General features: G+C 62.6%; 10 protein-coding genes. 4 read left to right on the plus strand and 6 right to left on the minus strand.

All coding sequences use genetic code 11. The features are described from left to right. Positions 1-5 precede the first annotated feature (5 nt). Complete coding sequence (locus ACNOHI_RS10125; protein WP_420474548.1) at positions 6-935, minus strand: DmsE family decaheme c-type cytochrome; 930 nt, start codon at positions 933-935, stop codon at positions 6-8. Positions 936-1,292: 357 nt separating this feature from the next. Between ACNOHI_RS10125 and ACNOHI_RS10130 the strand changes: the two genes are divergently transcribed. Next, on the plus strand, positions 1,293-1,673 hold the full coding sequence (locus tag ACNOHI_RS10130; protein WP_420474549.1) for a rhodanese-like domain-containing protein: 381 nt from the start codon (positions 1,293-1,295) through the stop codon (positions 1,671-1,673). Between the two features lie 7 nt (positions 1,674-1,680). Here ACNOHI_RS10130 and ACNOHI_RS10135 read toward each other — a convergent pair whose 3' ends face one another. Further along, a complete protein-coding gene (locus tag ACNOHI_RS10135; protein ID WP_420474550.1) occupies positions 1,681-3,366 on the minus strand; it encodes a diguanylate cyclase domain-containing protein in 1,686 nt (561 codons plus the stop codon). Between the two features lie 346 nt (positions 3,367-3,712). On the opposite strand from ACNOHI_RS10135, the gene ACNOHI_RS10140 reads away from it, so the two are divergent. Continuing rightward, positions 3,713-5,065: a TrpB-like pyridoxal phosphate-dependent enzyme gene (locus ACNOHI_RS10140; RefSeq protein ID WP_420474551.1), complete on the plus strand. Its 1,353-nt coding sequence runs from the start codon at positions 3,713-3,715 to the stop codon at positions 5,063-5,065. Positions 5,066-5,136: 71 nt separating this feature from the next. On the opposite strand, the gene ACNOHI_RS10145 is transcribed toward ACNOHI_RS10140, so the two are convergent. From ACNOHI_RS10145 to ACNOHI_RS10155, 3 genes are all read right to left on the minus strand, one after another. After that, complete coding sequence (locus ACNOHI_RS10145; protein ID WP_420474552.1) at positions 5,137-6,852, minus strand: VCBS domain-containing protein; 1,716 nt, start codon at positions 6,850-6,852, stop codon at positions 5,137-5,139. A gap of 239 nt (positions 6,853-7,091) precedes the next feature. Beyond that, on the minus strand, positions 7,092-7,781 hold the full coding sequence (locus ACNOHI_RS10150; protein ID WP_420474553.1) for a response regulator: 690 nt from the start codon (positions 7,779-7,781) through the stop codon (positions 7,092-7,094). Between the two features lie 13 nt (positions 7,782-7,794). Further along, a complete protein-coding gene (locus tag ACNOHI_RS10155; RefSeq protein ID WP_420474554.1) occupies positions 7,795-9,534 on the minus strand; it encodes a sensor histidine kinase in 1,740 nt (579 codons plus the stop codon). 236 nt (positions 9,535-9,770) lie between these two features. Between ACNOHI_RS10155 and ACNOHI_RS10160 the strand changes: the two genes are divergently transcribed. After that, positions 9,771-11,057 (plus strand): O-acetylhomoserine aminocarboxypropyltransferase/cysteine synthase family protein, encoded by a 1,287-nt coding sequence (locus ACNOHI_RS10160; RefSeq protein WP_420474555.1) that lies wholly within the window; start codon positions 9,771-9,773, stop codon positions 11,055-11,057. Positions 11,058-11,243: 186 nt separating this feature from the next. Here the strand turns inward: ACNOHI_RS10160 and ACNOHI_RS10165 are convergent, their stop codons facing one another. Further along, positions 11,244-11,819, minus strand: coding sequence for a DedA family protein (locus tag ACNOHI_RS10165; protein ID WP_420474556.1), 576 nt, complete (start codon positions 11,817-11,819; stop codon positions 11,244-11,246). A gap of 216 nt (positions 11,820-12,035) precedes the next feature. Here ACNOHI_RS10165 and ACNOHI_RS10170 point away from each other — a divergent pair, with 216 nt between their 5' ends. After that, a complete protein-coding gene (locus ACNOHI_RS10170) occupies positions 12,036-12,992 on the plus strand; it encodes a hypothetical protein (RefSeq protein ID WP_420474557.1) in 957 nt (318 codons plus the stop codon). Positions 12,993-13,079 lie beyond the last annotated feature (87 nt).

Raw genomic sequence — 13,079 nt, forward strand, 5'->3', positions numbered from 1 at the left:
TTCCATCAACGAGTCTGGCGGACGCCCGACGGGTGATTCGAACCATGCACCTGGGTATGGCAGTTGGCGCAGGCGCGCAGCAGCAGTTGCTGCGCCGGCGCCGTGCCGCCCGCCGACGCCGGCAGGCCCCGGCCGCTGTACGGATTGCCCGGATGCTGTGTGAAGTCGTGGCACTGCTGGCACAGGTAGGGCTGGCGTGTCTTGAGCAATGCGGGATGGTTGCTGCCGTGCGGCGTATGGCAGTTCATGCAGTTGTCCGCCGCCGGTGGATGCTCCCACAGGAAGGGGCCGCGCTTCTCGGTGTGGCACATGTAGCAGGTCTCGTTGATCGTGTTCTTGACCAGCATCCGCGGACCGGTCGAGCCGTGCGGGTTATGACAGCTCGAGCACGCGACCTTGCCTTCCAGCGTTGCATGGTGCGAAGCCTTGTGGGCATCGGCGCGCTGCGACTTGTGGCAGCTGAAGCAGACCTCGGTCTGTTCCGCCTTGCTGCGCGACTTGTCATGCTGGTTGTGGATCTTGTGGCAGGTCGAGCACGTCACATCGTTGCCCGCGTGCGAACTGCTCGCCCAGTGCATGCGGTTGCCGCCCTGGTGGCATTCGAGGCAGGCGCCGTTGCGCTGTTCCGGTGCGTTCTTGGTGCCGCGGTTGAAGCTCACGTCCGGCTTGGGCGGCTTGTCCTTGCCCTTGTGTTCGACGTGCGCCTTGCTCTCGCCGTGGCAGTTGGTGCAGGACGGGGTGCGGCCATCTGCCGTCACGCCGTGCCGTGTCTTGCCGATGGCGAGCAGTTCCGGCGCATCGGCCTCGTCATGGCAGGTAGTACATCGGGCATCGTTCTTCAGGACGAGGTCCTTCGGCGGATCAGCCGCCAATGCCGGCAGCGACAGGCCGAAGGACAGGGTTAGCAGGACGACGACCTTCCGCAAGAGCTCCATTCTTGGTCTCCTTATCGTTATCACTCTTTGCCGGCGTCCACCCCGTCCGAGTAAACGGTCTGGTTGCCGCGTACTGTATTCACCGACACTACTCTGTAACAAAAGTTGTCCACACACCGACAGGCTGCAGCGCATTCGCTTGGGCATTTGATGGACATCAAAAATGCCGCCGGACCCTGTTGTTGGCGTGCGACGGCAAGCGCTAGAGATCACAGTAGGAAATTTTTGACGTGGGTCAAGAAAAAAGAACGGGGCAGTCAATAGACTGGGCTGCTTGCATTGAGGTGGACGACGGCCGGAATCTGCCGCCAGATCTCATGTCAAAGCCTTGCTGATCACGAAAAAGAACACATGCATATGGCCCTATTCAGAACACTCATCACTTTCGCGCTGACCGCGTTCTGCGCGCTCGCCTTCGCCCAGATCAACCAGGTTGATCCCCAGCAAGCCCAGGCCCTGTTCAGGCAGGGCGCACCCATCCTGGATGTTCGGGAACCGCACGAATACGCCGAAGTCCACGCGCCGGGCAGCCTGCTCGTCCCGCTGGGCCAGCTCGCGTCGCGTGCCAACGAATTCCGCACCTTCGAGAACAAGCCCATCGTCCTGATCTGCCGCTCTGGACAACGCTCCAGCGCCGCGGCCGAGATGCTCGCGCAGCAAGGATTCAAGGTGGTGTACAACGTACAGGGCGGCATGATTGCCTGGGAGAAGGCGGGCCTGCCGGTAGAAAGGCGATAGCCGCAAACTACCTGGTGTCCCCGATGTCGCGGTAGAAACGGTAGGCGCCGCTGCGGAGCTGCTTGGCTTCATACATCGCGGCATCGGCCTGCTTGAGCAGGACTTCTTCGTCGTGGTGGTCGTCGGGAAAGATACTGATTCCGACGCTGGGCAGCGCCAGCGTTTCGTGTCCGTCGACATTGTAGGGTTGCGAGAGCGAAACCTGGATCTTCTTCGCCACCTGTTCGGCCGCCGCCAGCTTCTTGATGTCCGGCAGCATGACCACAAACTCGTCGCCGCCGAGACGGGCAACGGTATCGGCCGCGCGTACGCATCCCTGCATGCGTAACGCCGCGGCCTTCAGCACGTCGTCGCCGGCCGCATGCCCGAAGGTGTCGTTGATTTCCTTGAAGTGATCCAGATCCAGGTAGAGCAGCCCCACCTTGGTGCCTTCACGCAGCGCGCGCTGCACCGACAACTTCAGCCGGTCCAGCAGCAGGCAGCGGTTGGGCAGGCCGGTCAGCGTATCGTAGTGCGCCAGGAAGTCCAGCCTTTCCTCCACTGCCTTGCGCTCCGAGATCTCGTAGAAGATGCCCGCGTAATTGGTGACTTCGCCGCCGTCATTGCGGATGGCGCAGATGGACAGGAACTTCGGATAGACGCTCCCATCCTTGCGGCGGTCCCACACGTCGCCGCGCCAGTGGCCGGTTTCCCGGATGGTCTTCCACATCTGCTCGTAGAAAGCGTGGTCGTGCCGGCCCGACTTGAGCAGGCGCGGATTCTGCCCGATCGCCTCATCCCTCGAATAGCCGGTCAGGTCGGAAAACGCCTGGTTCACCGAAATGATGCGCGCCTCGGCATCGGTTACGACGATCGCCTGGCTGGTCGATTCGAAGACGCTCGCCGTCAATGACAGCTGCTGTTCCATGCGCCGCGCTTCGGTGAGGTCGTCACCGATGAGGATGGTGCCGCGCACCTTGCCGGAATACTCGTGCAGCACGATCGCATGCCACAGCACATGCCGTGAGCCGCCGTCCGAAGCGCACATCTCGGCTTCGAACTCCGCCGCAAATACCGCGTGCCTGCCGCCGTCGGGATAGATCCTGTCCAGCAGCGCGCGTCCGCCGGGAGCGAGGTAGCGTTCGAACAGCCGGCAGTTCATCAGCTCGGAACCGGATACGCTCAGCAGCCGGCACACGCTGCCATTGGAATACATCACCCGGCCCTCGGTATCCAGCACCACCGCGATCAGCCGCGTCTGGCGCAGCAGCGTGATCATGCGCTGCGCGGAATGTTCCAGTTCGGCTTCGCCCTCCTGGTACGCCGTCACGTCGAAGCATTGGCCCACATAGCCGGCCAGTTCCCCCGACGCGTCCAGCCTCACCATGCCCTGGTTCACGAACCAGCGGTAGGCGCCGTCGGCGCGCTGGTAGCGGTACAGCAGGCGAAACGGCTGGCGTCCCGCGATGGCCTCTTCCAGCCCCCGCGCCACCGTGCCCCTGTCCTCCGGATGCACCCGGTCGTGCCAGCGCCAGCCCATTTCATGCGGCATGTCGCGTCCGGTGAATTCGAGCCAGGAGGGGCTCACGAAGTCGCACGCGCCGGTCGCGTCGCAGGTCCAGACAAGGATGTGCGACGGATAGGCGAGGAAGTGGAAGTCGCCGTTCGCGCTGCGCGCGTCGGTATGGTCAAAAGGAATGGACTGGTCGTTCATGTTGCGGTCTTTTTGTATGCAACGTCTCCTGGTCAGGGCCGGCCGACCGCGAAGGATTTATTCCAGGCCCATGTGACTAAGAGTAGTCCACATCGGGAATGTTGGATAGAAATTCTTTCCACGCTGCTGAAGCGCGGTTTCGCGTTCAATGTAGCGACATGTCGCCGGCTGGGCAGGGTAAAAACTTATCCTGGATCAAGAAAATGGAAAAATCCCATGGTCATGGCATACACACTTTTTGCCGCGGCGTTCTAATCATCGGTTGGCCATCGCGGGCAGCGGCGATGAAACCGCCGGCTTGCAGGCCAAGGAGACGTACGAAAAACAACAGCCCGAGGACCCATCCATGTCGCAAACCAAGTTCCTGCTTCCCGAATCCGACATCCCCACCCATTGGTACAACGTCGTCGCCGACATGCCCAACCGTCCGGCGCCGCCGCTCGGCCCCGACGGCAAGCCGCTTTCGCCCGATGCGCTGTCGGCCATCTTCCCGATGTCGCTGATCGAGCAGGAAGTCTCCGCCGAACGCTGGATCGCCATCCCGGAAAAGGTGCGCGAGATCTACCAGCTCTGGCGTCCCACCCCGCTGTTCCGCGCGCGCCGCCTCGAAGCCTCGCTCGGCACGCCCTGCAGGATCTATTACAAGTTCGAAGGCGTCTCGCCCGCCGGCTCGCACAAGGTCAACACCTCCGTCGCGCAGGCCTACTACAACGCCGAAGCAGGCATCAAGCGCATTGCCACCGAAACCGGCGCCGGCCAGTGGGGCAGCTCGATGGCACTGGCGGGACAAATGTTCGGCCTCGACGTGCGCGTCTACATGGTCAAGGTCAGCTACCACCAGAAACCCTACCGCCGCTCCATGATGCAGACCTGGGGCGCCGAAGTCTTCGCCAGCCCGTCCGACATGACGCAGGTCGGCCGCCGCGCCCTCGAAGAAAACCCCGACAACCAGGGCTCGCTCGGCCTCGCGATTTCCGAAGCCGTGGAAGAAGCCGCCTCCCGCGCCGACACCAACTACGCGCTCGGCTCCGTGCTCAACCACGTGCTGCTGCACCAGACCGTGATCGGCCTCGAAGCGAAGAAACAGTTCGACCTCGCCAACGACTACCCCGACATGATCTTCGCCCCCTGCGGCGGCGGATCCAACTTCGGCGGCGTCGCCTTCCCCTTCTTCGCCGACAAGGCCGCCGGCAAGAACGTGCGCCTGGTCGCCGTCGAGCCCACGTCCTGCCCGACGCTCACGCGCGGCCACTACGCCTACGACTACGGCGACACCGCCAAGCTGACGCCGATGACCCTGATGTACACCCTCGGCCACGACTTCATGCCCCCCGGCATCCACGCGGGCGGCCTGCGCTACCACGGCGACTCCGCGCTGGTGTCCCAGCTCTACCACGAGAAACTGCTCGAAGCCGTCGCCGTCCCGCAGCTTTCCACCTTCGCAGCGGGCGTGCGCTTCGCGCGTACCGAAGGCATCATCCCCGCCCCGGAATCCAGCCACGCCATCGCCGCCGCCATCGACGAGGCACTGCGCTGCAAGGAAAGCGGCGAAGCCAAGACCCTCTTCATCAATCTCTCCGGCCACGGCCACTTCGACATGGGCGCGTACGACAGCTACTTCAGCGGCAAGCTGCAGGACTTCGCCTATCCGGAAGAAGAGATCAAGGCAGCGCTGGAGCGCTTGCCGAAGGTTGGATGAGCCACACCCGGCCGCAATGAAAAAAGCCTGCAAGCAATGCTTGCAGGCTTTTTACTTGGGAGAGCGTGACGTTATGCGCCGAGAATCTGGGCGGTGGTGAGGTCGGCGTAACCGACCAGCACGACCGTCACAGGATCGATTTCTTTGCCGTGCTTGAAATCGAACGCCGCCTGGCTGGAATCCTTGATGCCGTCATTGTCGGTATCGACCAGCGTGATGCCCTTGAAAATATAGTTGTTCGCATAGGTCAGTTGATCGTCGGCGTCGAAGTTCAGGATGATCTGCTTGCCGTTCACGTCGGTCTGACCATGATTAACCTTGTAGGCCACGACGGTCGACACCGGTTCCTGCGCGGGCGCCTGCACCGGCGGCAGCGTGATGGTCACCGGTTCATCCGCACCGGCGATGCTCACGCGAATCGTCTCGTAGGCCGATCCATCCAGCGACGTGATCACCAGTTCATCGAACTTGGTGTCCGCGCCGGTCAGCGCCTGCACGTTGGCGTCGCCATTGCGCAGGTTGTAGGTCCATGCGCCGTTGGTCGCGTCGAAGGTGAAGGTGCCGTAGGTGCCTTCGAGATTGCCGACGCTGCCGAAGCCGGTTTCGCCGGCATCCGTATCCGACGTGCTCAGGGTGCCGCTGGCGGTGCCAATGCCATCCTCCGCAACGCTGCCGGTGGTATCGCCACCGAATGTGGCAATGTCGTTGGTCCCGGCGACGTTCACACGAATGATTTCGGAATCCGTTCCATCGAGGGAGGTCACGGTCAGCTCGTCGAACTCGACCTTGCCTGCACCCAATGCCTGCACATCCGCGTCATCGTTATTCAGCGTATAAGTCCATGCGCCGGTCGCGGCATCGAACGTGAAGGTGCCGAATTGACCTTCAAGGCCAACAGGGGCGGCGAATGCAGCCTCGCCGGCATCGAGGTCGGCGACGGCCAGCGTGTCGCCCGCCACGAGTGTCGCGTCTTCACTGACATCGCCGCCATTGGTGCCGCTGATCGCCGCGGTGTCATTGGCGCCAACCAGGTCGAAGCGCAAGGTCACCGGTGCGGCGGATGCGCCGTGCTCGTCAGATACCTTGACCGCGAAGCTTGCATCAGCAAAAGCGCCTGCGCCCAAAGCATCGATCTTGTCCGCATCGGCGACGAAGCTGTAGTTGCCGGTCTGCGCATCCAGCGTGAGCGTGCCGTAGGCATTCGTGCTGACCAGCTTGCCATCGATGACGGTATAGTCGACGCCATCGGCAAAGCCGTAGGTCAGGACAGCGCCGTGGTCCATGTCGGCACCGGCCAGCGCGCCCGTCACTGCTGCCGGCGTGTCGTCTGCTGCCGTATCGAGGATCGATACCGGCGTGACGCCGGCGAGCGTCGGAGCGTCGTTGGCGCCGGCGATGGCAACCGTCACCTTGGCGGTGCTCAGTGCACCGTTGGCCATGCGCACGGTGTAGACGAAGGTGTCGGTGAAGGTTTCGCCTGCCGCATAAGCTTGCAGCGTGGACTGCAGTGCGCTGGCGTCATAGCCCACCGTGCCGTCGGCATTCATCGTGATCTTTGCGCCGCTGGCGAGCGTGACGCTGGTGACGACCGGGAATTGCGCGGTCGATGCGTAGCCGGAGGTGTTTTGAGTGAGCGAGTAGAGCTTGGCCGCGCCCGGATCGTTCGCAAGCACATTGAGCTTCGCGGACAGGTTGTCTTCGGTCAGTCCGGTCGTTGCCGCGGTCAGGTTGTCATCCTTCGCTGCGCCGGTGAGGGTTGCGACTTTGACGGTTGTGCTGGCTGCCATGTTAATTCCCCTTGTTTTGCGTGTTGTCCACTGTTGACCGGTGGCGCCGTTTTTCTCCCGAACTCGGGAAAGTCAATAGGCGCTCTTGTTTCAGGTCAAGATTTACGTTGATGGAGCAATGGTAAGGCGGCTTGCCGCAGGGCACATGAGTGCCGGCTCCCTTTGTGAGGGGGACGGACGTAACAGGAGAATTGGGTTCGATGCAGGAGGTTTTGCCTGTCCGATATAGGACAAATGTCCTATGCCGAACTTCCGTCCAGGCCGTGGCGGTGTGCGTAGGCGAACAGTTCGAGCCGGTTGGCGACGCCCAGCTTGCTATAGATGGAGGTCAGGTGGTTGCGCAGCGTGCTGTCGCTGATATGGAGGGATTGCGCGATGTCCTTGGCGGACGCGCCGGCGTTGCGCGCCGTCATCGCGACGATTTCGCGCTCGCGTTCCGTGAGGCCCGCGATCTTCTGCTGTTCGGGGTCCGGGGTACGCGGAACGTTCTGGTGGGCCAGCGCCGCAAAGATCCGTCCCGTTGCCGCGCGGTCCAGCCAGATCTCGCCCGCATGCACCTTGGCAATCGCCAGCAGGATGGCTTCCGCCGGCGCTTCTTTCTCCACCACGCCGCGCGCGCCGGCGAGTACCGCCTTGTCATGCATGGCCTTGTCGCGCATGCCGGTGAGGATCAGGATTTTTGCGGACGAGTGGGCCAGCAGCGTCGGAATGGCATCCAGTCCTGATTCCTGGCCCAGGTCCATGTCCAGCAGAATGACGTCGGGCGCCGCCTGCCCCAGCGTCTGCAGCGCCTTGGCCAGCCCGGTGGCGCTGCCGACCGCTTCCAGTTGCGGCTTGCCGCTCTGGATCAAGCGTTCCAGACCCCACAACACGCTGGCGTGATCATCGATCAGAAAAACGCGGATCGGCTGTGCGACGGAGGCATTCATGCGGAGGACACTCTCAGAGGGGGATGACAATGCGAACCACAGTATACCCGTCGGCGTCGCGCTCAACCAAGGTACTGCCGCCCGACGCTTCCGCCCGCTCGCGGATCGAGCGCGGCATGAATGCGGCCGGCATGTCCTTCGCCTCGTTGCCGATGTCGATGGTCAGCAGCTTTCCTTCGCAAACCATGTGGACATAGGCCTGCTTGGCCGTGGTGTGGCGCAGGATGTTGCTCATGCCTTCGGAAACGATATGGAACACCTCGGCCGCGATCTTGCCGTCCAGCTGATGGGACATGACGGTATCGAGCTTGACCTCGATGCCATAGAAGCGCTTCAGGCGCTCCGCCTTCGTCCGAATTGCGTCCAGCAGGAAGTCGCCCGGCATGGACGGTTTCCCCGTCACCGCCGCGTAGGCGCGCAAGTCGCGAATGGTCATCCCCGCCATGTCGACCAGTTCCGACAGGCGTTTGGAAATGCGATTGTCCTGTCCGGCCTCGCGCAGCAGCGCGTCCAGCGCCAGCTTCAGTCCGATGTACGGCTGCACCGTGGAGTCGTGCAAGTCGCGCGAGATCTTTTCGCGCTCCTGTTCCGAGGCGCGCGTGATCAGCTCGTCCATCAGCGAGATATTCTCGACGACGGTCGCCAGCGCGGCGCTTGTCTGGGTAAGGAAAGTGATGTCGGAATAATCGAAACCGCGCCGCGCCCCGGACAAGAACAGCCTGCCGCTCGTGCCGTCGCGCTGGACGTAAGGCACGGTGACGAAGGTGTTCGTGTCCAGCAGGTTGGCCAGCGCCTGGCAATCGGCCAGATGGTCGCGGGAGCGCTGTTTCGACACCAGGTCCCATGCCGCATAGCCGCGCCAGCCGAGCAGGAAACCGCTGGTACGGGTGTGGAAGAACGCGCCCAGCGTCGGCGGCAGGCGCAGCATCGGCTCGCTTGCCTTGTCCGGCATCGGGAGCGGCGCTTCGGACACCGCGGGCACGTCGCGCAGGCGGCGATACATCACGTTGCCCTGTTCACGCGTCGAATGCCTGAGCAGCAGTACGCAGGATTCAGCCTTGTAAAACTGGAGGAGGCGATCGAGGTTGGACCCGATCGCGTGGTCCACGCCGAAGCGCGGATTCCACGCATTATTGATCTCGCTCAGCAGCGTCAATCGCTTCTTGAGCAGGTTCTCATAACCGCCCCAGTACGAAATCATGTAACCGAACACAAACAGGTACACCGTGCGCAGCAGCGTCCTGTTCAGCTCGAAGTCGCTGTCCGCCTGGGCCATGACCAGGCCCAGTAGCAAAAAGGCAAGCAGTGTCGCCAGCGACACCCTGAGGCCTTCGCGAAACCCGCGGGTGAACGCCGCGGCCAGGATGGAAAACAGGAAGAAGTTGAAGAAAATACTGTTCGTCCCGTCCGTCACCGCTGCCAGGTAGACATAAAAAAACAGATCCACCCAGTGCTGTTTCCGGCTCGGTTGAGGCCACCCCTCCCGCATGGCCGACATCGTCAGGACGACGCTGTACACGCAATACACGGCCAGCGAAATCAGGGACAGTTCCACCAGGTGCCTGGGTTCGGCCGGGTCGACGTTCACGACAAGGAATGCCGAGAACGCCAGCACGCACCGCATGAACACCAGCATGCGCGCATCCACGCGCTGCGCAAGCATGTTGGATCTGGCGGGATCTGATACCGGCCCGCGCGCAGCCAGGATGGGCGCGGGCGGCAGGCGGCCGTTCGATTCGGACTGGTTGTTCATGCGGACCGGGAGTGCGTGGAAGTCCGCGTCATCTTATCCCACCGGACACAGGTTCCGAAAGCGCGGCAACCGGTTGACTCCAGATAAGACGACCAGGAAAAAACCTCGGCACGGGACAGCCGTTTGCCAAATCCCGCAGTTAAAATCCTCGACGGCGTTATGCCCTCGCGCATGACACGCACAAGCATAGGCCCGTGCCGCCCGTCACCGATCAGACCAACCATGAGGAAACAAGAATGAAACTCGAAACTCTGGCAGTCCATGCAGGCTACACCCCCGACCCGACCACCAAGGCCGTCGCGGTCCCGGTCTACCAGACCGTCGCCTACTCCTTCGACAACGCCCAGCACGGTGCCGACCTGTTCGACCTCAAGGTCGCCGGCAACATCTACACCCGCATCATGAACCCGACGCAGGACGTGCTGGAAAAGCGCATCGCCGCACTCGAAGGCGGCGTAGGCGCGCTCGCCGTCGCCTCCGGCATGGCCGCCATCACCTACGCGATCCAGACGATTGCCGAAAGCGGCGACAACATCGTCTCCGCCAGCACGCTCTACGGCGGCACCTACAACCTGTTCGCCCACACCTTCCCGCAGCTCGGCATCGAAGTCCGCTTCGCCGACCCGCGCAAGCCGCAAGACTTCGCCCCGCTGATCGACAGCCGCACCAAGGCCATCTTCTGCGAATCCATCGGTAACCCGCTTGGCAACGTCACCGACTTCGCCAAGCTGGCCGACATCGCCCACGCCCACGGCATCCCGCTCATCGTCGACAACACCGTTCCCAGCCCCTACCTGTGCCGCCCGTTCGAGCACGGCGCCGACATCGTCGTCCACTCGCTGACCAAATACCTCGGCGGCCACGGCAACAGCGTCGGCGGCGCCATCGTCGACAGCGGCAAGTTCCCCTGGGCGCAGCACAAGGACCGCTTCAAGCGCCTGAACGAACCCGACGTCTCCTACCACGGCGTCGTCTACACCGAAGCCCTCGGCCCCGCCGCCTACATCGGCCGCGCCCGCGTCGTCCCCCTGCGCAACATGGGCGCCGCCATCGCCCCGATGAACGCCTTCCTCATCCTGCAAGGCATCGAAACCCTCGCACTGCGCATGGACCGCATCTGCGACAACGCCAAGCGCATCGCGCACTTCCTCGAAAGCCACTCCAAGGTCGCGTGGGTCAACTACGCCGGACTGGAAAACCATCCGGACTTCCCGCTGGTGAAGAAGTACATGGATGGCTGCGCGTCGGGCATTCTGTCGTTTGGCCTCAAGACCGTGGACAAGGCGGACCCGCGCGCAGCGGGGGCGCGTGTGCTGGATGCGCTGCAGTTGTTTACGCGCCTGGTAAATATTGGCGATGCGAAGTCATTGGCGACGCATCCGGCTTCGACGACGCATCGGCAGTTGAATCCGGAGGAGTTGAAGAGGGCGGGGGTGTCGGAGGATATGCTGCGGCTGTCTGTTGGTATCGAGCATGTGGATGATCTGATTGCGGATCTGGAGCAGGCGTTGGGCAAGGCCTGATGGGAGCAGGGTGCGCCATGCGCACCCTTGTCGCACTATCTGTGATTCAGTTGTTGTCCAGGATATTGTGCAAAGCCCGACCTGCTTCCCTCTCCGAGAGAGCGGGGTCAAGTCTTGCAATGTCGCATGTGCATGAAAGATTTGGTCCCGTTTTCACGTTTCCGTTGTGAGCTGTACGTAACATGTTCACCGCCCATCACGCCCCCGCTTGGCTGCCACGACACGCCTCCGCACCAACCACAACAACGTCGCCCCCAGCACTCCCGCAACCACCGCCAACTGCCCCGTCGTTGCCCCCGCCTCAACCACACGCCGGAACAACCCACCCGCACCATACCCCGCCGCACAAACACACGCCGCCCACACAATCGCCCCAGCCAGATCCAGCAGCATGTACCGCCACACCGGCATCCGTCCCGCGCCAAGCGTGACCAGTCCCACAATCCGCAGGCCATAAAGAAAACGCAGCGCCGGCACAATCAGCAGATGATGCCGCTGCAGCAGCCGCTCCAGCCGTCTCCTCCGCGCACGCAGCGCAGGAACCCTCCGCATCGCCACCGCCCCGAATCGCCGTCCTGCAAAGAAATACGGCAGATTCCCCAGGAAACTTGCGATGACGGCAATTATCCATACGATCGGCAGCGACAGATGCCCATGCCACGCCGCCAGGCTACCGGCGAGCAGGATTGCTTCCCCTTCGAGGAAGCTTCCCAGCGCGACCGCCAGGTATCCGTAGGTTTGTATGAGGTAAGTGATATCCATGCGTGCCGGCAATGTTCGCGGGTCGAAGCACCACACGATCCATAGAGCCGCTGAAGCCGTCAAAAGTTGCGTCCCGCCATTAACGCGACGGCAGCGGGAATATGCGACTCTACCATGCACGCCGCCAAGCGAAATTGCTTCTGATCCGCCTCGCCGGGGTCTATATTCAATTATGCAATTCGAGCGGGAAACGGCGTAAGCCAAGGAGATGATCAAATGAAGCGGGCCGCGATCTTCACATCGGTTTTCCTGGCGCTGATGAACATGCAGGGGGTGAAAGCCGCCGAGACCAAGTTGCCACCGCAAAAGAAGGCGCGCCTGCAGGAGGAAAGCCTGATCCGCGTGGTCGATGGTGCATGGGGCGACGCATCGCCTTGGCAGATCGAGATGCTGCTCAACGCAATTGCCGATGAAATGCTCCAGCATTTTCCGAACCGGCGGCTGCATCCCATCGTGGTATCCCATGCCTCCGGCGGACCGGCCGTGCTGTTCCAGAAGGGGCCGGGCAATGAATACCAGGTCATGCTGTCCGCGAAGGACCAGAACTGGGCCGAGTACGTGTACGAGTTTTCGCACGAGCTGGTGCATATCCTTGCCAGCTACGAACAAAACGCCAAACCGGAACACCGGCGGCACCAGTGGTTCGAGGAGATGCTGTGCGAGACGGTGTCGCTGTACATGCTCAAGCACTTCTCGCTCACCTGGAACGCTGCACCGCCTCTGCCGGAATCGCGCGGATATGCGCCGACGATCCAGGCCTTTACACGGCGCGCGCTGTCGGACCGGCATCGCAAGCTGCCGGCCGGGGTGTCCTTCGAACAGTGGTTCAGCAGGGCGGCGCCGCAACTCGTTTCCAGTCCGTACATGCGCAAGGAAAACGAGCTCGTCGCTAGCCTGTTCCTGCCCTTGATGGAGCAGAACAGCGACTGGCGCGCGGTGGCTTATCTCAATGCCGGCGATCCGCCGAAGGGAGCGGATTTTCGCGAGTTCCTCGTGCATTGGTACCGGTCCACGCCGCGGCACCTGCGCGGCCTTGTCGAGGAGTCGATCCAGGTCTTCCGTTACGACAAGCCGCAGGACCGTGATGCGTCGTTTGCGTCGGGAAGCGACGCGCACAGCGCGCCGGGCACGCAGCCCAATCCCCCGGCAGAATCGCCGGGCCGCTTCCATTGATGAGCAGGATTCAAGCGCGCTTCATTCTTCCTTGAAGTGGCGAATGCCGCGTCATATAGTGGGTTGGCACCCACGTTATGCGCTTCT

This window comes from Noviherbaspirillum sp. ST9 (assembly GCF_048799745.1).
Classification (GTDB): domain Bacteria; phylum Pseudomonadota; class Gammaproteobacteria; order Burkholderiales; family Burkholderiaceae_D; genus Noviherbaspirillum.